15 protein-coding genes are annotated in these 21,625 nt (G+C 47.3%); 10 read left to right on the top strand and 5 right to left on the bottom strand.

Annotated elements, in window-relative coordinates; translation table 11 throughout:
• Window positions 1–53 precede the first annotated feature (53 nt).
• Together ACKFKF_RS05785 and ACKFKF_RS05780 are read right to left on the bottom strand one after the other, a co-directional pair.
• Window positions 54–269, bottom strand: coding sequence for a hypothetical protein (locus tag ACKFKF_RS05785; protein ID WP_446857247.1), 216 nt, complete (start codon window positions 267–269; stop codon window positions 54–56).
• 185 nt (window positions 270–454) lie between these two features.
• A complete protein-coding gene (locus ACKFKF_RS05780) occupies window positions 455–2,116 on the bottom strand; it encodes a CTP synthase (protein WP_446866802.1) in 1,662 nt (553 codons plus the stop codon).
• A 394-nt stretch (window positions 2,117–2,510) separates the two neighbouring features.
• On the opposite strand from ACKFKF_RS05780, the gene ACKFKF_RS05775 reads away from it, so the two are divergent.
• Both ACKFKF_RS05775 and ACKFKF_RS05770 read left to right on the top strand, forming a co-directional pair.
• Complete coding sequence (locus ACKFKF_RS05775; RefSeq protein ID WP_446866801.1) at window positions 2,511–4,295, top strand: N-acetylmuramoyl-L-alanine amidase; 1,785 nt, start codon at window positions 2,511–2,513, stop codon at window positions 4,293–4,295.
• A gap of 153 nt (window positions 4,296–4,448) precedes the next feature.
• Window positions 4,449–5,420, top strand: coding sequence for a DUF6492 family protein (locus ACKFKF_RS05770; RefSeq protein WP_446866799.1), 972 nt, complete (start codon window positions 4,449–4,451; stop codon window positions 5,418–5,420).
• A gap of 59 nt (window positions 5,421–5,479) precedes the next feature.
• Here the strand turns inward: ACKFKF_RS05770 and ACKFKF_RS05765 are convergent, their stop codons facing one another.
• Window positions 5,480–7,114 carry a glycosyltransferase family 39 protein gene (locus tag ACKFKF_RS05765; RefSeq protein WP_446866798.1) on the bottom strand — a complete coding sequence of 545 codons (1,635 nt, stop codon included), beginning with the start codon at window positions 7,112–7,114 and terminating at the stop codon, window positions 5,480–5,482.
• Window positions 7,115–7,311: 197 nt separating this feature from the next.
• Here ACKFKF_RS05765 and ACKFKF_RS05760 point away from each other — a divergent pair, with 197 nt between their 5' ends.
• Window positions 7,312–8,826, top strand: coding sequence for a tetratricopeptide repeat protein (locus tag ACKFKF_RS05760; RefSeq protein WP_446866797.1), 1,515 nt, complete (start codon window positions 7,312–7,314; stop codon window positions 8,824–8,826).
• 205 nt (window positions 8,827–9,031) lie between these two features.
• Here the strand turns inward: ACKFKF_RS05760 and ACKFKF_RS05755 are convergent, their stop codons facing one another.
• Window positions 9,032–10,219 carry a histidine kinase gene (locus tag ACKFKF_RS05755; protein WP_446866796.1) on the bottom strand — a complete coding sequence of 396 codons (1,188 nt, stop codon included), beginning with the start codon at window positions 10,217–10,219 and terminating at the stop codon, window positions 9,032–9,034.
• 449 nt (window positions 10,220–10,668) lie between these two features.
• Between ACKFKF_RS05755 and ACKFKF_RS05750 the strand changes: the two genes are divergently transcribed.
• On the top strand, window positions 10,669–11,883 hold the full coding sequence (locus tag ACKFKF_RS05750) for a glycosyltransferase family 4 protein (protein ID WP_446866795.1): 1,215 nt from the start codon (window positions 10,669–10,671) through the stop codon (window positions 11,881–11,883).
• A gap of 215 nt (window positions 11,884–12,098) precedes the next feature.
• Complete coding sequence (locus ACKFKF_RS05745; RefSeq protein ID WP_446866794.1) at window positions 12,099–14,687, top strand: sigma 54-interacting transcriptional regulator; 2,589 nt, start codon at window positions 12,099–12,101, stop codon at window positions 14,685–14,687.
• Window positions 14,688–14,864: 177 nt separating this feature from the next.
• On the opposite strand, the gene ACKFKF_RS05740 is transcribed toward ACKFKF_RS05745, so the two are convergent.
• A complete protein-coding gene (locus ACKFKF_RS05740) occupies window positions 14,865–18,593 on the bottom strand; it encodes a WD40 domain-containing protein (protein ID WP_446866793.1) in 3,729 nt (1,242 codons plus the stop codon).
• A 351-nt stretch (window positions 18,594–18,944) separates the two neighbouring features.
• Here ACKFKF_RS05740 and ACKFKF_RS05735 point away from each other — a divergent pair, with 351 nt between their 5' ends.
• The 5 genes from ACKFKF_RS05735 to ACKFKF_RS05715 all read left to right on the top strand — a co-directional run bounded on the left by ACKFKF_RS05735 (window position 18,945) and on the right by ACKFKF_RS05715 (window position 21,427).
• Window positions 18,945–19,334: a hypothetical protein gene (locus ACKFKF_RS05735; RefSeq protein WP_446866792.1), complete on the top strand. Its 390-nt coding sequence runs from the start codon at window positions 18,945–18,947 to the stop codon at window positions 19,332–19,334.
• Window positions 19,335–19,678: 344 nt separating this feature from the next.
• Window positions 19,679–20,065, top strand: a complete 387-nt coding sequence (locus ACKFKF_RS05730; RefSeq protein WP_446866791.1) for a hypothetical protein — start codon at window positions 19,679–19,681, stop codon at window positions 20,063–20,065.
• 53 nt (window positions 20,066–20,118) lie between these two features.
• On the top strand, window positions 20,119–20,262 hold the full coding sequence (locus tag ACKFKF_RS05725) for a hypothetical protein (protein WP_446866790.1): 144 nt from the start codon (window positions 20,119–20,121) through the stop codon (window positions 20,260–20,262).
• Between the two features lie 113 nt (window positions 20,263–20,375).
• Window positions 20,376–20,918 carry a hypothetical protein gene (locus tag ACKFKF_RS05720; protein ID WP_446866789.1) on the top strand — a complete coding sequence of 181 codons (543 nt, stop codon included), beginning with the start codon at window positions 20,376–20,378 and terminating at the stop codon, window positions 20,916–20,918.
• Window positions 20,919–20,980: 62 nt separating this feature from the next.
• The gene (locus tag ACKFKF_RS05715; RefSeq protein WP_446866788.1) at window positions 20,981–21,427 is read left to right on the top strand and encodes a phospholipase A2; all 447 of its coding nucleotides are present in this window, start codon (window positions 20,981–20,983) and stop codon (window positions 21,425–21,427) included.
• The last annotated feature ends 198 nt before the right edge of the window (window positions 21,428–21,625 follow it).

The raw sequence follows: 21,625 nt of genomic DNA, 5'->3' as shown, positions 1-21,625 counted from the left end.
ATAGGGATCAGGCAAATGGGCAAGTCATTCTCCACCAACTCATCCCTCATCCCTCACTCTTCCAAGCTTTGTCCAGTTGCCTTCTCAATGTAGTCCAGAAGCTTCTGGTAAGTTTCAGCATCCGTTTGCTTGTGAATGACGATCGTCGTCTCTCCATCGGGCACCACAAAAGACAATCGACCCTTCGAGATCTGACAAAAGGCAGCGACTCGATCGAGATCAATCACATAAACGTTTCGTTCGTAAGTTAGTTTGATCCAGAAAGACACACCACTTCCTCAAGTCCTGAGACTCAGCATTCCAGATTGACTGCAATAGTTCAAGAGATTTACAGAAGTTACTCTGAAACTCAAGAGTCGTCCCCAACAATCAACTAAGAACCGAACTAAAAAATGTTGACCCTCATGAATCAACTCATGCATCAACCGAAGTGATTACTCTCATCCCTCATCTCTCATCCCTTCACCCCCACAACCTCCTGCCCTTCTACCTGCAATTCTGCACTCCCTTTCATTCTCAACCCATAAGACAAGGCAGCCTTAGCAAATCCCTTAAACAACGGGTGAGGACTGCTGGGTCGCGACTGAAACTCTGGGTGAAATTGAGTCGCCACAAAAAACGGATGATTAGGAAGCTCAATGATCTCCACCAAGCGCCCATCTGGAGAAGTGCCACTCACCACATAGCCCGTTTCTAAAAACAAACTGCGGTATTGATTATTAAATTCATACCGATGGCGATGTCGCTCATAAATGACTTCTTCCTGATAAAGGTTGAAAGTGAGCGTGTTGGGAACCAATCGACAGGGATATAAGCCAAGCCGCATGGTGCCTCCCAAATCCACAACATCTTGCTGTTCGGGTAGGAGATTGATCACCGGATTTTTGGCATCAGAGATAAACTCAGCACTGCTGGCTTCTTCGAGATGAGCAATATTGCGGGCCCATTCGATCACCGAACATTGCATTCCCAAACACAGACCGAGAAAGGGAATCTTGTTTAACCGGGCATACTCGATCGCGCTAATTTTGCCATCGACTCCGCGAATTCCAAACCCGCCTGGTACAACGATCCCATCGACTCCGTTGAGATAATAGTCAGCCCCGTTTTCTTCGATGTCTTCAGAACTGATCCAGCGCAAATTTAAGCCACTATCAGCCGAAATTGACCCATGTCTGAGCGCTTCGACGACTGACAAATAAGCATCATTTAGCTGTACATATTTACCGACGATCGCGATCTCAATTTGTCCCGTCGGACAGTAGAGCCGCTCGACGATCGTTTGCCACTGACTGAGATTCAACGGGCGCTGTTCGAGTTGCAGCAGGTTGATCGCTTGAATGGCCAGGCCTTCTTTTTCCAAATTCAACGGCACTTCGTAAATGCTGACCGCATCCTGAGACGTGACCACACATTCGGGCGAGACATCACAAAACTCTGACATTTTTTGCTTTAAACCAGGCGGCAACGGGCGATCGCTGCGACACACCAGGATATCGGGCTGAATGCCAATCGATCGCAGTTCCTTGACAGAATGCTGCGTCGGTTTAGTCTTCATTTCTCCCGCTGACGGAATCCAGGGCACGAGTGTCACATGCATATACAGCACGTTTTGCCGTCCCACTTCTTTCCGAAATTGTCGAATCGCTTCTAAAAACGGTAACGATTCAATATCGCCTACAGTGCCGCCAATTTCAGTAATTACAACATCGGGATTAGTATTATTCGCTACTCTTAGAATTCGTTCTTTGATCTCATTCGTGATGTGTGGAATGACTTGAACCGTACCCCCGTTGTAATCACCGCGCCGTTCTTTATTAATCACCGCTTGATAGATCGAACCCGTTGTCACACTGTTGAGCCGTGACATTGCGGTATCGGTAAACCGTTCATAGTGACCTAGATCGAGGTCAGTTTCGGCACCGTCTTCTGTGACAAACACTTCCCCATGTTGAAAAGGACTCATCGTTCCTGGATCGACATTGATATAAGGGTCGAGTTTGAGAATCGACACCGAGTAGTCTCGTGATTTGAGCAACCGACCCAAACTTGCCGCTACGATGCCTTTGCCAATACTGGAGACAACGCCACCCGTGACAAACACAAATTTAGCCATATCTAGAAGAGCAGAAACGCTGGAGGATAACCCGTTTATTCTACATAGCGATCAGCACTGAGCGAGGGAATGGGGGTTGAGTTGAGCGATCGATCTTAAAGCGATCAAACCAGAGACCGAAGGCTGAAGACCAGAGACTAAAGACCCAAGAGAAGATCTGCGGCATCGCTCCGGTTCAGTCGGCTTCAGCCCCCTAAATCCCCCAAAATTGGGGGACTTTGAATCTGATCAATTGCTTTGCGTCTAGAAAGTTGCTCTTCTCAACTCTCAAAGTCCCCCAGAATGGGGGATTTAGGGGGCGTTCCAGGATTGGTAACTCCTCTAGCAGAAATCTCCTAAAGTCTCTCATCCCTCATCCCTTAAAATATTGACTCGCTCCTCATTCTCACCCGACATGCAAAGATTTTTTGGGCTGGCATTGCTGATGGTATTGTTGGTCACGCTCCCGACCTGGGCGACTTCTTCACCAAACTTAATTTCTACCAGGGTGGCAGACCCGCAAAAGCTGTACGTTGCCTATCCTCCAGCCGATCACAAAACGACGGCGAAACAGATTTTTTTGATTGGGTCGGCTCCTCCAGCAGGGCAGGTTTTGGTGAATGGTGAACGCCTCGACCGCAGTCCTCAAGGTCATTTTGCGCCCAGTTTTCCATTGCAGTTAGGGGACAATCTGTTTACGGTGCGCTATCAAGATCAGGAGCTTAAGGTTGCGGTGACTCGTGAACCGCTTGTTCCGCCGTTAGTTGGCGCTGCTTTTGGTCAAGATTCTCTCTCGCCTGCGGTGGATATCGCTCGATTGCCAGGTGAGTTGATTTGTTTTGCGGCGGTTGCCCCTGAGAATGCGCTGGTGTCGGTGAAAGTAGACGATCGTATCCTTCCGCTCCAGCGTCAGACTGTGATGAATTTACCTGCCAATTCGGGAGTGCTAACGGGATTGACGCAGCCTACGTCAGAAGGAGCTAGTCAATATGCGGGATGTGCGACAGCGAATTCGATCGGAGAGCTAGGAAAACCGCAGTATCTTTTGAATTTGAAGGATGCTCAAGTCGCCCAAACTGCCCCCGGTAAGATCAGAATTCTCTCTCCCAGCCAACTCGAAATCGCTGAGGTGATCGTTCCTTCTGGGACGGCCCGCACAGGAGCCAGCACCGACTATTCTCGCCTCACCCCCCTACCGCAAGGCACTCGCGCCACCATCACCGGACAGGAAGGCGACTGGGTACGACTTGATTACGGCGGCTGGATCAATCGCAAAGACGTAAAGATTTCGTCAGGATCGGTGCCTGTACGATCGCTGATTCGCGGGATCACATCGAGACAAGCAGGCGACTGGACAGAAGTGCTGTTTCCCCTCCAGGTGCCCGTTCCCATCACCGTCAAGCAGGCTAGAAATACCTTCAAACTGACGCTACACAATACGACCGCCCAGACGGATACGATTCGGTTGACGAGCGATCGCGTGATTTCTCGTCTCGACTGGCAACAAACCGAACCTGGCAAAGTCGAATACACATTCTCGCTCAAGTCTCAATGGGGCTACAAACTGCGCTACGAAGGCACGACATTGATCCTCTCGCTGCGCCATCCTCCTCACTCCTCACCCCTCACTCCTTCCTCCTCACTCTCCGGCTTCAAAATCCTGCTCGACCCAGGACACGGCGGCCCCGAAGACTTTGGATCGAGAGGCGGAACGGGTTACCCCGAAAAAGAAGTGGCGTTGTTGATTTCAAAAGCGCTGCGGGATCAGTTAGTCGATCGGGGCGCAACGGTTTTTTTAACTCGCGAGGAGGACATTGATTTATTACCCAACGATCGCGTCGCCATCATCAACAAACTCGAACCGACGATCGCGCTCAGTCTGCACTACAACGCCTTGCCCGACGACGGAGATGCCATCAATACCAAGGGTGTAGCCACTTTTTGGTACAACGCTCAAGCCTACGATCTAGCCGCCTTTCTGCACGATCATCTGGTCAAAACATTAGATCGCCCCTCCTATGGCGTGTTTTGGAATAACTTAGCGCTGACTCGTCCCACCGTTACGCCGTCTGTTTTATTAGAACTGGGCTTTATGATCAACCCGATCGAGTTTGAATGGATTACCGATCCTCAGTCTCAAAAAGCGCTAATTCTCTCGCTGGCTGATGGAATTACGGAATGGCTGAGGCGCGATCGCTAGACCAGATTTCGGCTTGCTCAAACATACTGCGTGAATTCACACAATTTCTGGAAGTGCTTTACCCAAAATTTATAGGGTCTATGTCAGGATTGAGGGTGGTTAGTCAGCTTAGTATCTCCTTTAGCAAGGTGCATAGACTTGAGGAATTTGCCTGTGAATGCTCAGAAGGATGCTCAAAAAATTGATGCGGTCTTACCTTTGACCTTAAAAGATTATCCAAGGTTTGAGATTTTAGATAAGTCCTTCAAACGGTTTTTCAAAGATCTGGGGAAATGCTGGATTGTCACGCCCGATCGTGAGTTTGAGCAGATTAGAGATTTGATTCAAGACGATCGCTATTGTGTGATTGCAGAATCAAGTTTAGTGCCTGAGTTTAAGATTTTTTGCGGCAGTCGATTTAGCATTTTTAAGTCTGTGCCTGGATGGTACAAACAGCAGATTATCAAAATCGCGATCGCCGACAAGATCGAAACCGATTTTTATCTAACATTAGATGCCGATGTAATTTGTACTAAACCAGTTCACTACAGTGATTTAGTGCAAAATGAAAAAGGCGTTTGCTTTATTCACTCGGTTGAAAGAAACACGCAGACTGATTGGTATGGCTGGGCAGAGCAAGTTTTGAAACTCAAATCTCGTCACCGCGATCTGCTGCATAATGTCACACCAGCCGTCTTGAGCAAACAAGGAATTTTTGAGCTACGAGACTACTTATCACAAATTTATCAACAGCTAAAGTTTCCTGGCACTAAGCGAGAAGTTAGAGCCACTTTGTTGAAGTTTTATGCTCAATTTTTGCCCAAAGATTCCTTACGTCGTAGTCAACTACTGGGTTGGCGATCGTTCCTCTCGGTTTCCATCCCCTGGACAGAATATGGTCTCTACTACATCTTTTTGGAAGAAACTGATCGCTTCGATCGACATCACATTCGCGTCGAAAATTGCCTCTATGCTGAAGACGATTCGGTTTGGTACAAAGAAGGCTTTGATAGCTGGGATGTAGACAAAGTATTTAGCCCCGACAGCAATCATTTCTTTGTGGTTGTACAAAGCTGGCTTAATTTAGAAGTTGATCAAGTTTGGCAAAAAGTCGATTGCTATCTCAACGACTATGCTGAACCTTAGCGATTGAGCAAAAAGCAACAAGGCAGAAAGCAATAAGCCTGCACAAAATTCTACAATATCTAGTTCTTTTCCAATTTCCAAACCTCTTCAAATGTGGTTTTTTCTGCTTTAAGTGGAGACAATCTGTAGGTTTTTTCAAGTTCACTTCTTAAAGCTTTAGACGGACGAAATAAAAAGAGACTGCTGAAAGCGATCGGAATCTTTGGGATCGCGACAGGCTGATTTTTAGCCGTTGAATTTAGGCAAAAAGCACACTGCGGTTGTATTTGTAGGCTGACCTTTTGGTTGAGGTAGTGGCTGAGAGACAGCAACTCTAAAGGGATGGCATCACTGATCAGTAACGGCTTGGGCGATCGATTGATTAAGGTTGCAAGCTGAAGATTTTGGCTATTGCCTTTGCTCCACCAGGTATCTGCTTGAGCGATCGCGCAGCAAGAAACAATTCCCATCACAATTAGAGCAGTTGTAACGCCCTTCCAAAACAGATTTTTGATGATTTTAGTTCTGGTAGAAAGCAGTTTGGTGGTCATCAGGTAAGCAATTGAAATTTCAACACTCAAATAAGTGGCAACTAAGTAGCGAGGCAAGATTTTTCCTAATAACGCTAAAAACAATGCTCCAGTACCGCCCAGCAGCAAGACATAAAGCCACGTTGACTTTGAATGATAGTAAAGTGTATGTGCAGCGTAGCCAATGATAGCGATAAAGACGAGATTTAGAGAAGGATACAAAATCTTTGAAAGTGAATACAAGTTGATATCTAAACCAAAAAAATGGATGCTAGAAAAAGCATCTGATGTAAAGTCAAAGAATGTTTGTCTGATGCCACCAATAAGCTCTCGAAAGGCTCCCAGTCCTCCTGATGATGATTTGTTAGTATCATTTAATTGGGGAATATTGGCGACATTAACGATTACTAAAAAGAGCCAGGGCAGAGAAATAAGAAGTCCGCATACACTGGAAACTAAATAGTTGATTAACACCTTTTTACGTTGGAGCTTATTGATCACGCCTTCATAAAGACTAATGTAGATTGCGTGAGCGATCGCAGTCATACCAAAAAGCAAGTATGAATGAATTCCTAATACAATGGTCGCCGTATAGAGCGCCCAATTGGCTGGATTTGGGTGTTTGGCTGCTCTCAAAAGTGCTGCACTAGAAAGCAAAATCGTGAGTGAAAAGAGAGAATAAGGTCTCGCTTCTTGAGCAAACAAAACATGGAAAGGAGAAATAGCAACAATTCCTACTGCGACCCATCCGATTAAGGATGACTGAAATAACTCTAAACAAAGCCAGTAGAGAGCAGGAAAAATCAACAAACTAATCAAAACTGACAAACTTCTAATCGCCCAGATCGAGTGCCCAAACCATTGAATCCAAAATCGTAAAATGACAAAATAAAGTGGTGAAAGCTGTGGTTCTTCTATCGCTAAATTTTTGACAATATCCATTTTCTGCTTTTCTAAATCAAGCCGCTGAAACTGAGCCAACTCTCTGACGCGGACGACACGGCTGTAAGAAAATGAAGCAATTAACTCAGTCTCGGCATATCCAGAAACCCGAAACAAAGTTGCTGCTTCGTCAAGCCAAAAAATCTTCTTATCAAGATTCGTGAATCTAAAAAAAACACCAACAATTAGCAGAGCGATCGCTAAAATTCGCAGCTTTGCAAAATGGGCTAGAAATATCTTCATAAATCACGTCTGATGAGGGTATTTGAGCCAAAATTAATAAGAATCTTTGACGTACCAGAGAGGCGACGGTTGGGTTTCGCTTTGCTCAACACCACCCTACAAGAAGAGGGTTTCAGGAGTTTTGTCAGTCAACCAGCGCTAGACCCTTTTCAAACTTCTCTAAGATATAGTGTTGTCAACCATCACGATCGTCATTCATGGAGATATCTCTACTCGATCAAGGCATTCAGCAAGCGCGTCAAGGAGACTACTCAAGCGCGATCGCAACCTTTAGTCAAGCGGTCACCCTCACTCCTCATCTCACCGAGGCTTACTATCGCAGAGGACTCGCTCACTTTGAGTTGGGCAATATTCATGCTGCCGTTTTTGACTACACAGCCGCGCTCAACCAGGATAGCGATCGCAGTGAGTTTTATTATGCCCGCGCTCTGGGTCGCTTGGAGTTGAGAAACTTTTCTGGAGCGCTAGAAGACGTACAGGCCGCCATTCGTCGTAGTCCCAAAGATGCCGATGCCCACCAACTGAAGGGCACGATCGAGCAAAAACTGATGATGCGTCCAGCCGCAATTGGTAGCTTTAAGACCGCCGCTCACCTCTATCTGTTGGCAAAAGATTCTGACAGTTGTCGCCGTTGTCTGCAAAAAATCGAGCAGCTTCAACCATCGCCGCCCCCATCGGAGCCTGAACCGCCGATCGAGATGCCCTCTCATGCCCAACTTTTGGCCAACATTCTCAAAAGGGCCGAAAACGGAAACTGTGCCCAAGCGCTGCAAGACTTAGACTGGGCGCTCCGAGCCGATCCTCAAGATGCGACGGTGTATTGTTGTCGAGCGATCGTCAAAAGCAAAATGGGTGACAAACAAGGCGCGATCGCTGACCTCAACCAAGCCCTAAAGCTCAATCCACAGGATGCGATCGCCCTCCGCAACCGGGGCAAACTTCGTCTACAAATAGGAGACTTTTTGGGCGCAAAAGCTGACCTCAATCAGGCGCTACAGATGAATCCTCAAGATGCCATGAGCTATGTCGGACGCGGCCAAATTGAGAGCGCAATGGGCAATTATCAGGATGCGCTGATTGATTTTTCTCACGCCATCAAGCTACAGCCCGAATACCCCGAAGCCTATCTCGGTCGCGCTCAAGCCTACGCTCATCAAGAAGATATGCAGCAGGCAATCCACGATCGTCAAATCGCAGCCAGTCAATTTTGTGCCCGACAAGACTGGAAAAACTACAACAAAACCATCAGCTTGCTCAACTCATTTCAGCCTGCGATCGCCTCAGATAGCTCAACTTCAGCGAATTTTGCTTTTTTGCAGGACTACGAGCCGCAACTCGCAACGCTGGCCTCGCTGGCAGAAAAATATTTAAGCGACGATCCCGTCACTGGTCTGATGAAACTGCGGCAGTTTGGCGAATTGCTGGCCCAGAGCGTTGCCAAAAAAGTAGCGCTACCCCCCGTTTTGGAGGAATCTCAACTTGATCTGCTGAATCGCCTCTTTGATACGGGCTATTTACCAGAAGAAATTCACCGCAAGCTGCAAGACATCCGTCGTATCGGAAACCAGGCCGCCCACGACTACAAAGGCGAATCTCACGTTGCCCTCAAGCATCTCAAATCTGCCTGGGAGTTGAGCATCTGGTTTTGTCGCGAATTTGGAGACGACTCATTTTCTGCGCCTACTTCTTTTACGCCTCCCGGTCAGCGTTAAGTGCGATCGAGCCTCTGATTTAACGTGAAATCGATAGAATCTTTCGCTACGGTGATTAGGGCAGCCCCCTAAATTCCTCCAAAAATGGGGAATTTGAACCTTGGGTTTCCCGCCGCTTTGGGGCAATTCATCCCCTGATTCAGCAACGCCGCCCGAAGATATGAGTAGCGTATGTTGGGCCTTGTGAAACCCACCACAGAACTTCCTACCTTTGGGGACGATAAACTGGCAGCGTAAAGTGAAAACAACTGCCCTGGTTGGGAACCGAATCGACCCAAATCTGGCCATAGTGCGATCGTACAATCCGTTGACAGAGCGATAGCCCAATCCCATACCCATCCTGCGCCTCGTCTCGCTGAAGACGGTAGTGATCTTCAAAAATCCGCTCTCGATTTTCTTCGGGCACCCCTGGCCCGTTGTCACAAACGCTCACCTGTACTTTTTGGGTCGTGCGGTGCAGCATTGAGACGTGAATTTTGCCGTCCAAAGGCGTGTACTTTGCAGCATTGTCCAAAATGTTCATTAACACCTGACGCACTCGTTCTTCGTCAGCGTAGACCTGGGGCAAATCCGTGGGAATGTCAGTTTCGATAACTTGCAGTTTGGTCTTAAAGCGCTCTTCTAAGTCCTGCAAAACATCTTCACACAGCACCCCCAGATCGAGCCGTTTGGGTTGAATGTGTAACTCAGAACTGGTGCCCCTGGCCGCTTGGAGAATGTCAGTGATCATGCGATCGATTGTCCGAATCTGTGTCCGAGCGTGTTTGAGAAGCTGAGTCGTCAGAGCAGTCGTCAGGCGAGAAGCTTCTCTGGCGTTGTGGCCAATTTCTAGCGTCTCGATCGCCAAAGAAGCCGCCGTCAACGGGTTTCTCAAATCGTGCGCCAGCATCGAAATAATCTGATCCTTAAATTGAAGCTGCGCCTGAAGTTCTTCTCTTTCTTGCTTGAGGCGAAAAATCTCATCCGAAAGCTGCAACAGTTCAGTAGAGTAAATCAGAGAAGACGCTTTGGGCAACTCGCTGTCAGAATTGGAGACTTCGGTAAGATCGGGTTCTGGCTCGATCGCTTGATTCAAGTAGTCCTCAGCCGATCGTTGCCAGCGCACCCAGGAGTCTTTTAACTGAGCAACGAGGTTAGTTCCCGTCAGGGTCTGTCTGGGTTCGGGGTGAGTCTTGACGAGGGCGGGTGTCGCCACCAAACGAAAATGCTCTGCCAGGTAAGGCTGCTCACTGACATCAATAACTTGAAGGTCAAACGGATACTCTGCGCTCAGTTCTTTTAAAAAGCGACGGATCTGCTGAATCTGCTCGCGAGAATTGGGGCGACGATCTACAAACAGCAGAATCTGTAGAGGCACTTCAGGATTTGTTAACTTTTCAGGAGGTGCCTGCATTTCTCATGAATCGTTAGAACAGACGAATCGAACTGGCTTTGCAATCAAGGTAACAGAGCTTAATGAGCAGTGTCACCTGGTAAGCTAAGTTTCCAAAGGGAACCTTAAACCTAATATACTGTCAACTTTAGACTGAAATGAAGCAGAGTTTATCCGCCCAAGCTTTGATCATCGCAAGGAGAACAATTTATAACTATCTGCTAATTAATAGACTATCGCGTTCTGGGACAGTTGATGAGGGATGAGGGATGAGGGATGAGGGATGAGGGATGGCTTTCGATGTTGAAAACTTAATTGACGCGATGTGCAACTCTAAATCCATGTCCCTGTAAGGGGATGTAGCGGAGCGATCTAGGTATCAGCATCCATCGTGCGACCTGACTAGAGACTCACAGTTCTCTTTCATCCCTCCTCCCTCATCCTTCATCCCTTTAAAGTAATGATTATCTTTGAATCAGAGAGTTAAATTGGGGCTGATGAAGATTTTGGTGTTGACCTGGGAATTTCCTCCGCGCATTGTGGGCGGGATCGCACGACATGTTGCAGAACTGTATCCTGAACTGGTCAAACTGGGGCATCAGATTCATTTAATCACGGTGCAGTTTGGACAGGCTCCTCATTATGAGGTGGTGGATGGGGTGCAGGTGCATCGGGTGAGCGTGGGTGAGAGCGACAACTTCTTTCACTGGGTCGCCAATATGAATCAGAGTATGGGGCAACACGGCGGCAAACTGATTCAAGAAGAGGGCCATTTTGATATTATTCACGCGCACGATTGGCTGGTTGAAGATGCGGCGATCGCCCTTAAGCTCTGTTTCAAAATTCCGCTGGTGGCCACCATTCATGCGACTGAGTTTGGACGCTACAACGGCATTCATACCGAAGCGCAGCGCTATGTGAGTCAAAAAGAAAAGCGGCTCTCTTACGATGCGTGGCGGGTGATTGTTTGTACGGATTACATGCGGCGAGAAGTCGAGCGATCGCTCGATACCCCGTGGAACAAAATTGATGTCGTCTACAACGGGATTCGCGCTGAGAAGAAGCAGACTCACCCTGATTTTGATTATTGGGGCTTTCGGCGACGGTTTGCGGCCGATGAGGAGAGAATCGTTTATTACGTGGGGCGCATGAGTCATGAGAAGGGCGTGGCGGTGCTGATCGAGGCGGCTCCCAAGGTGATCAGAGCGATGAATCATCAAGTGAAGTTTGTCTTTATCGGCGGGGGCAATACCGATCACCTCAAGCAGCAAGTGTGGAATCTGGGAATTTGGCAGAAGTGCTATTTCACAGGGTTTATGCCCGATGAGGATTTGGATAAGTTTCAGACGATCGCCAACTGTGCTGTTTTTCCCAGTCTCTACGAGCCGTTTGGCATTGTGGCGTTAGAAAGCTTTGCGGCGAAGGTTCCTGTGGTGGTCTCGGATACGGGCGGTTTGCCAGAGGTGGTGCGCCATCTAAGAACGGGGGTCGTCACCCAAACCAACAATCCAGATTCTCTCGCCTGGGGCATTTTAGAAGTGCTGCAAAATCCCCGATATGCCCAATGGCTGGTCGATAACGCTTACAAAGATCTGGCCAGGCGATTTGATTGGGCAAAGTTAGCGCAGCAAACCGAGGCGGTCTATGGGCGAGTCTTACACGAGCGATCGCAGGTGAACTGGTAGAAAATCCGCTTTCCTCCTGAACGTAGGTTTTCAGTCATTGAAACGAGGCAAGATAGAACCTATTTATTAACTTAGATAGAATCAGTCAGCAACGTGAGTGGGTCGGTTGCTAGTTCGCTGCATGGCGAAAGTCGAGGAACACGAGATATTGACCTTGCTATCGAAATCGCTTTAAAAATTGATGGGCGGTGCCATCTTCCTGAAAAGGGCTGTCGATGAAGTTTAGTTTTTGTCTGGCGGATGGGTCGTGCGATCGTGCTAATCAAAAGATACGCATCAAAGGCACAGGCATGGAACCCGCAGAACGTCAGGATTGGCTCAAACAAAACACAACTTTAGGATCACTTTCTGATCAGACGTTGGCAGCGATCGCGATCGCCCTTCATTCAGAATCGGTTTTGGAAAATCGCCGTCTCGTGCTGGAAGACACGCCGCCCCCTGCGCTGTACATTCTCTATGCGGGCAGGATTGAGCGTTATCGAACCAGTCAGGCGAGTGTTGCCAGAGCATCGGGATTGTTGCCAGGTGCGACACTTTATCTCAAGGAACTGTTGCTCAACGAGCCTGCTCAGGAAACGACGATTACTTTGAGTGACTGCGTGTTGTGGACGATTCCCCGTGAGGAATTTTTGAGTCTGACGCAGCAGTTTCCCGAAATTTCGCAAACGTTTTCTCGCCAGTTAGCGGATGAGCTACAGCAGGTTTCGTCTCAGTTGGCGTATGAGCGCGATCGCCAGACTGCATTGCGCCCCTATCTGGTGCCGAGGGTGAAGCGGGGAATTGTCGGGTCAAGTCGGTATGCGGTGCGGATGCGGCAGGAGATCAAAAAGGCGGCGAGCGATCGTCAACCTGTGTTGATTTTTGGGGAGCCGGGGTTAGAGAAAGATAATGCGGCGACGTTGATTCATTTTGGGTCGAGCGATCGCAAAGAACCGATGATCAAGGTGAACTGTAATTTGCTGCAATCGACGGGGGCAGAATTGTTTGGGCGATCGAATAAGCCCGGATTGCTCGATTGGATTGGGCGAGGAACGGTTTTGCTCAACAATTTAGAAGACATTCCCGCAGAGCTTGAGGAAAAGTTGGTGCAGCTTTTGGCCACGGGCGAATACCATCCCGTCGGACGAGAAGAACCGCGCCACTGTGACGCTCGAATTATGATGACTTCTGAACGAATTTTGCCACGATTGGAGCGCTGTAAACTGATCAAACATACGATCAAAATTGCACCGTTGCGAGTTCGGAAAGCAGATGTAGCGGCGATGTTGGACTATTACCTGAGTTTGGCGAGTCGAGCCAGAGCAATTCCCAAACAGAAGGTGACTCCAGAAGCGCTCAGGCGGCTACAAGGCTATGATTTTCCGGGCAACTCGACCGAGCTACAAAGCTTGATCGAACGAGCGATCGCTCAGTCTGGCGGAGCCGCAGAACTCACCGAAGAAGTGTTTTGGTCAGTCGGCACCAAGACTCGTCGATTTCGGATCAATCTATTGAATGCGTATCCCAAACTCCGTCATTTTTTGCGTAGTCCCTGGTATCCCGATCGCATCAACTATGGATTCACGCTGGGATTCTTTGGGCTGATCGTTGCAGTGTTAATGTTGGCACCTCAAAGCCGTGATCAAAACTTTGCCCTAAGTATGTTTTGGGCGTGGTGGTGGATGTTGATTTTGGTGGCGTTTCCGTTTGTTGGTCGGGCGTGGTGTGCGGTCTGTCCGTTTATGATTTACGGAGAACTGGCGCAAAAAATCTCACTGTGGATCTATCCTAGACAACTGCAATCCTGGCCGCGTCAACAAGCAGAAAAATGGGGCGGTTGGTTTTTGTTTGGCATGTTTGCGCTAATTTTACTCTGGGAGGAGTTGTGGAATCTGGAAAATGTCGCTTATTTATCGGGCTGTTTGCTACTTCTAATCACAGCCGGAGCGGTCGTTTTTTCCATGTTATTTGAACGTCGTTTTTGGTGTCGCTATTTGTGTCCGATCGGTGGCATGAATGGTTTATTTGCCAAGCTTTCAATGATCGAACTTCGCGCCCAACAGGGAATTTGCTCGGCAAGCTGTACAACTTATCAGTGTTACAAAGGTGGCCCGCAAAAAGGCGAAGGGCTGGAAACGGGTGGTTGTCCAGTTTATTCACATCCCGCGCAACTGCAAGATAACAAGGATTGCGTTTTGTGTATGACTTGTCTCAAAGCCTGTCCCCATCGATCGGTCGAACTCAACCTCAGACCCCCAGGAATTGAACTCTGGACAACCCACACACCCAGTTATTCCGAAGTTTCGCTATTGTTTTTGCTATTCGGTGCCGTGTTTCTCCATCGGTTGCCAGAGATTGAGCAGCAGTTTGGTTGGAATTTACATTTAAGTGATTTCGGAATCCATGCAGGTGTGTCTACTTTAGCGTTGCTGATTCCAGGTGTAATTGCACTATCCGCCCATTCTCTAAATCGTTGGCTCAGTACTAAATCTCGTCCATTTTTAGAATTAGCTTATGGATATCTGCCGCTTGTTTTGGGGAGTAGTCTAGCCCATTACCTAAGATTAGGTTTGACCGAGGCAGGACAAATCATTCCCGTGACGATCGCCACCTTCGGGTTAAAGACGCAGGGCATGACGCTTCCGATCGCCGTTGCTGATCCCGCTGTGATTTCATTTTTGCAAGGCGTGACGTTAATTTTTTCATTCTGGCTGAGTGTTTTTCTCACTCAAAAGATTGCTCGTCAGCCGTTCAAAAATCTATTACCTCAGCATTTAGCAATGGTCGCGATCGGCTCTCTGCTATGGAAAGTAATTGTGGGTTGATATAAATTATCCCGCTGCGATCTTTCAACTAAAAATGCCGCCAAACCCCTTACTAAAGAACTTTGAATTTAAAGTTCCCCAGAATTGGGCGGTTGGGGGTAAAAGATCTAAACATCGAAGCGAAAAAACTTCATCAAGTTGACGCGACCTTAACCTAAAGTTTTCTGAAATCACGAACTACTGAGCGATCGCACCTAAAGCACTGAGTGTTTGCTTTTGAGCCTCTGTGAGTCCGGATGCTCGTGCAATGTTCATCCCTTCATAAGGACGCTCAACCTCCAGGGTTCTCAAGCATCGGTCTGTCTGCACGTCCCACAATTTGATTGTTCCATCTGCACTACCACTGACCAACCGTTGACTGTCGTCATGAAAACTAACAGAAAGAACGTGCTTGGTATGTCCTTCTAATGTTTTTAAGTGTTCCCCAGTCTCAACATCCCACAGCTTAATCGTTTTATCGGCACTTCCAGTGACCACAATTTCGCGTCCTTCGAGATTTATGAAGCAAATCGACCAAATGCTCTGGGTATGTCCGTTCAAAGTCTTCAAGCAGTCCCCAGTCTGAATATCCCAGAGCTTAACTTTTAGGTCGTCACTGCCACTTGCAAGCAGTTGTCCGCTAGGGTCAAAGCAAACTGTAAGTACTGGACTGGTGTGACCCTGTAGGGTTCTAACAATCTCTCCAGTTTCAGAATTCCAGAGCTTTATCGTTTTATCAAAGCTTCCGCTTGCAAGCATTTGACACTCTGGGCTGAGGTCAATTGTCACGACCCAATCTTGATGTCCTTCTAATGTTCTAAGACATGACTTCACCTCCACCACATTTTCCCCGGACAGCTTCACTTGCGAAGCATCCCACACTTTGATCGTCTGATCAGCACTACAACTAGAAATCGTTTTGTCATCTGCGCTGAAAGCTGCTGCCCAAACTATCCCTTGATGTCCTTGAAACGTCGTTAAAAGCTGCCCCGAATCAACGTTCCACAATTTCACAGTGTGATCATTACTGCAACTCGCCAGGAGTTGGTTATTGAGGGCGAAGCTAATCCGACGAACTGAACCTGCATGTCCTTCTAAAGTCTTCGGAGGTTGTTCTGTCTGTTGATTCCAGACGCGAATTACGCTGTCTTCATGGGCACTGACCACCCTCTGACCATCTGAGCTAAACACGACTCGATGAACCGGATTTGCAAAGCCTTGGAAGGTCTTCAAAATCTGTCCGGTGTCTGCATCCCACAAGTTCACGGATTGCTCGGCCCCACTTGCCAAAACTCGACTCTGAGGGTGAAAAGTCAATGCTCTAATGGGTCTTCTATGTCCACCCAATGTTTTTAGAAGCTTTCCAGTTTGAGCATCCCAGAGTTTAATCATTTTATCTTCGCTGGCACTAGCAAGCAGTTGTTTATCCGCGCTAAATGCGATCGCATCCACCCAGTCAGTATGTTCGCTTAATGTTTGAATGCAATACCCAGTCTTAAAATCCCATCGCTTAATGGTTTGATCTTCACTACTGCTGACCAAGATTTCATCAGGGCCAAAGGCAACAGAGCGAACTTGATTTGTGTGTCCTTGCAGCGTGTTGAGTAGTTGTTCAGAATCAACGTCCCACACTTTCACCGTTTGATCGGCACCTCCACTGGCGAGTAAGCGTCCATCAGGGCTATATGCAACGCAACAGACTCGCTCGGTGTGTCCTCGAAATACCTTTAAGTGTTCTCCTTTGAGACTCCGGATTTCGATCGTGCCATCTCCACTGGCGATCGCAACGGTTTGACCATCGGGACTAAACACCACACAAAAAATCGCATCCTTACATTGCAATGTTCTAATTAGTTGTTCTGTTAGTTGTTCTGTCGCTGCATTCCAGTACTTTACAGTTTTATCACCACAACCACTGACTAGAGTTTTACCATCAGGACTAAATGCAAGGCAGAAGATCCAGTGAGTATGTCCTTTGAATTCACGAAATATTTGACCATCGACAACTTGCCAAACATAGATCTCGCCACCCGTGTCACCCGCAGCAAGATAGTTACCATCTGGGCTAAACGCGATCGCAAGAATTGAACTGATCTTTTGCGTGAAACTAGACCGATCAAACTTGGCATTTGCAAAATTAGTTCGATGAAGCTTTAAGCCTCGAAGATCTGCTTGCCAGATGGTTAGATTTGAGAAGTCGCGATCGCTCAAATCTGTTTTGAGTTCTCTAAAAAGATTCAGTATATTTCCAGCTAAATACCCTCGCTCTCCCGGATCTTGCTGCTGTTGAGTAGCTAAAAGATCTTCAAGACGGATTTCAATACGAGCTTTTGTTCTCAGCTTGTTCTCTAAAGCAACAATGACAGGCTGAACAATTAATCGAATTTGCGTTTCTCGCACGTAGTCTTTGGCTTGTACTTTGACCAGAGCGTGACTGTTGAAGAGTTTAATGTCTTGCGTCTCCACTTCACTTACAATTTGGTCTATAAAGCGCTCAGTGACGTATTCCATGACAACAGGTTGGAGCGTATAGCTAGCTTGGCTTTGTTCAATGAGCGATCGACGCTGCACAGATTCTAACGCTTGGAGTAATTTTGCTGGTCTAGTAGAAATTAGGTCGTTCTGTAGATCTGTCATGCAAATGAAATCGCGATTAATTGCAAGCCAGTATAGAATTTGCTGTTCTAATGGACTGAGATGTTCAAATTGTTTATCCAACAGGTTTGAGATTCCCAGAAATAAGGCGGTTCCTTGTTGTAAGAAAGTTGCAATCTTGCGATCAAACAACTCGCGAATCGAAGCTGAGGCGAGTTTGAGGGCAAGCGGATTGCCTTCATAAGACTCAATTAACTGTTGTTTGTTTTCTGAAGTGCCACACAATTCGTTTAGATGCAAAATGGCTTCCCCTTCAGGTGTTTGTAGTCCTCTGAGTTGAAGTGTTTTTACGCTTTCCCGCGCAAAGACTTCTTTAGTCTTGTATCGACTTGTCAGTACAACAATGCTCTGGTGAGGCACGTCCGTAAGCTGCTTAAGCAGAGCTTCATATCCTTCATAACCTGCTCGACAAATTCCCACTAACTCACCGTTTTGTAAAATCGCCTCAAGGTTGTCTAATACCAAGAGGCAGCGCTTTAGACGCAATTGTTTTAGTAGTTGAGTTGTGCAAGTGTCTATGCGATCAGGTATGTGATCAGGAATGTTTTGTTCTGGAACGAGGGTTTGAAGAATTTCTGAGAGGAGCGTTTCTAATGGAGGCGCTTGAAGCAGTGATTTCCAAATGACTTGATCGAATGTTTGCCTAAAAGAGTAAGCAAATTTAGCAGCAAGTGCCGTTTTGCCAATGCCACCCATGCCGACGATCGCCACTAACCGACAGCGATCCTCAAGCATCCATTGTCTCAGCGTTTCTAGTTCTTCTGTTCGCCCATAGAAGGTGGAAACATTGGGTGCGCCTGCGATCGTTCCGATTTTCTGCGTCAAAGCTGGTGAAATTGCAGCATTCAATCCATTAGGGCTTTCTCGCGGCTGAGGCTGTTTGCGCTGCTTCCATTCAGTGTCAAATCGCGATAGGTTCGCTCCACCATCTTGATGGGGATGCCACAAGTTAAGAGTAAAGTGCCAGTGTTCTGAGCCTCGATCCTTCATCCGATGGTCTTGCAAAATGTTAAGAAAATCTTCGTAGCATTTGAGCGATTCTCTAATTTGTTGTGAAGTTAAAGGCTTGTGGTCTGGCAATTGCGAGAGTTTTTCCAGGATTCTAACTTTTGTGCGAACAACACACCGCTGTTCAGTTCGCCAGTTTATCGAAAGATCTTTCTCGGGAATGGGGTTGCGCTTACTTTCAGGATTATTTGCATAAGCGAGTAGAGATCTTAGAAGGTGTTTGGCTCGGGCTTGTACTTTAGGGCCGTAGCTCACTCTTGCCATAGATATCACCTCAGGTGTCACCTCAGAATTCAAGAAAGTTTGGGGATTTTTGGGATTTCCCCAATTTACATTTTCCCCAAAGCTTCTATTCGAGGCTCTAAGCTCTTTCCAGCTTACCCATCCTTTCTTGCTTTAGGGAATAAGTCCAGAATACACTCTCAGCATAGGTTGAAGTTGTGCTTTAGACAGCAATGTACCTATACGTTTTGTATTGAACGTTTCATTGAATCGCTGAATTCGCTTCTCAGTCAGATGATGCCCGAATCGTTTCTTAAAGGCGGTAAGTACTGAGTCTTTGTACTATATTCGCCCTTGTTCGCTCTTCAAAGTATTTTTTGGAGGATGTCAACTATGCACAGATTTCTGAAACTAGGTCTGGTCGGCACTGTCGGTTTGCTTATGAGTGTAGTAGAAATCGGAGTCGCGAAGGCAGCTACGACTGCGGCACTACCCAACATGGCTGCTGCTGTGAATTCAACTGTTATGGGGACTGAGGTTGAGTCAACCCTAATCGCCCGATCCAACCGCCGTCGCTCTTTTCAGGGTGCTCCGGCTCCTGCGTGGCGGCGACGTTGCGAGATGCGGCCTTTTATCATCGGGTACAAGAACCAACGGGTACTTACTAACCCCCAGACTTACCGAGTACCCACCCAATCCGGTTGGCGCACCATGCGATCAAGTGGACAGAAAATAGAGAGGGTGCCAATCACTCAGCAGAGGCGTGTCTGCCGGACGGTGTAAACTCTAATCGGTAAAGACCAGTCCGATCGTCCTTCAGGGATAGAGAGATGGTCGGCTGGTCATTTAGTCACGATGTCGTTGTTGTCCCAATTTGAACTGGTAGAGCAATCGGGATAGTTCTCACTGCTACACATTAAATCGGATTAAATGCAGAGGAATTGATAGGGAAGAAGCTTTTTGGGTAGGTTGATTTCCACTGATAGTAGCTACATTGTTCACCTTCAACATCTAGCTGTCGAACTGCAAATTCTACTTTTCGATTTCAGAAGATGGGCGATCGCGCTTTCACTTCTAGCGATCGCTTCCACTCTACAATCCATTCATCTTGAAACAGGGAGTCAACGATGCCAATCCCACCGATTTCAAGTCAACTTTCAAATCAACTCAATAGGCTTACATCTCACGCATTAGTAGAGAATATTGAGCCATATCCACAATTGAGAACTGCACCCATCTCTAAACCGGAGCCTGCAATTTCATTTCCTTTGGTACTGATGCTGCTGTTTGTCACTAGTAGCTATCTAACCATTTTTATCAGTAGCTTGTTTCTGGTGAGTCGCCGTGAGGAACTGCCAACCCATGAGCAAGCTACCGAAGCCCAGCCACCACAAGATCTCATACAAGCAGTCAACCAAACTACTGCTTCTCCAGCGGTCACTACTACTACCGACGCGACCAATCATCTACTTCATCCGAAGCCCAACCGTCCTCAGAAACCAAGCGGAAACTGAATCAGCCACCCGTTTCTCCAACTCCTACATTCTCTACTGACCATCCGCTTTACTTGAAACTGCTGACTCTGCTACAGGGCGATCGCAGCACCGCAAATCGGCTACTCCAGCAAGCCTGTACAAACTATCCCAACCAATCAGCACAGTGGCGATACGAAAAGGTGATTTGGGATCTGGTGCGCGATCGCTTGCCTTAACTACCCATATTCACTTGCATCAAACAACTGGAACTTAGTGGACTCTAACTAACCACGAGCGCTCACATTCAATCTTGAAACACAACTTGAAACACAATAGGAGATCAGTCATCATGCAACCCTTTGTAATGGGTGCTTTAAGTGCATTCAGTTTAAGTGCATTTAGCATTACCGTCTATCAACCTGAAGCTAGATCGCTGCCACTATCCTCTGTCTCATCGCTCCATGCACCAATTCTGATCAGTCGTACTTCTGGCTCATTGCCCAACGGCACAAACATCACGTCTCCTCAAAACAAACGAGGACGGGCAACCCTGCGGGTGATCAACGGCAATCGATTTGACGCGGCAATTAAACTTGTCGATCGCACTTCTGGCAAAACTCTCCGCTTTGTTTATGTACAAGCCAACCGAGAAGTAACTCTCTCAGGAATTCCTTCTTGCACCTGTACCCTAAAGTTCACGACGGGAGGCGGTTGGGATCAAAATGCTCGCAAGTTTACGCGCAACTCAGTCTTCTACAAATTTGATGATCCGTTGAACTTTAGAGAACTGCGATCGGGCTTGAGAACCCGATGGGTTAATTACACCGCTAGATTAAACCGTGGAGCAGATGGCAATGCCCCCTCGACTGCAATCTCGGAACGTAATTTTTGAACCTGAACGATTCCATTCAGCAACATAGCGCTTTGTAATTAACAGGACTAATAGAGGAAAAGATGAACATTAAGGACAAGTGGATTGGACTTTTCTTATCAAGTGTTGTCTTATCAAGCGGAATGGCTTTGGAAGCCGTTGTACCGATGAGTGCAACTGCGCGTAGTGCAACTAGTGGTGGTTTCGAGACTGACGGATGCAGTAGACCAGGAGTTGATCGTATTCCAGGGATTGCTAATTTTCGGGAGGCTTGTGTTGCTCACGATCGTTGCTATTTCAATCTCAGACAGCGTTTACAGAATTACCGAGGTCGCATCAGACGGCGCTTTCAGGCTCAATTAGGGTTTCTAGAGTGCGATCGACGCTTCTTGTCCAACATGAGGAGAGCTTGCAGGCAACAACACCGACCAGGAGTACGGCGGCGAGTTGCTTGCTACGAAACGGCTAATACATACTATAAAGTAGTGGCAGCACGCACCGCGATAGGGACAAGACGGCTAACACCCTAGAAAAAAATGGCACTAATTGAAGATCAAGTTTGCTGAAGTTAATGTCAGTTCGATGAGCTTTGAACCTTGTTTGAAAGTTCCCCAGAATTGGCAGCTTGGGGGGCAGAAGCGTTCATTAACGAAGCGAAAAACTTCATCGAACTGACTTTGTTGAAGATTCTAGCCCTTTGAAAATTGCTGAACTATAGCAGTCCGATT

This window comes from Phormidesmis sp. 146-12 (assembly GCF_052939495.1).
Note: the sequence above shows the minus strand (reverse complement) of the source record. Positions and strands in the feature narration are given on the sequence as shown.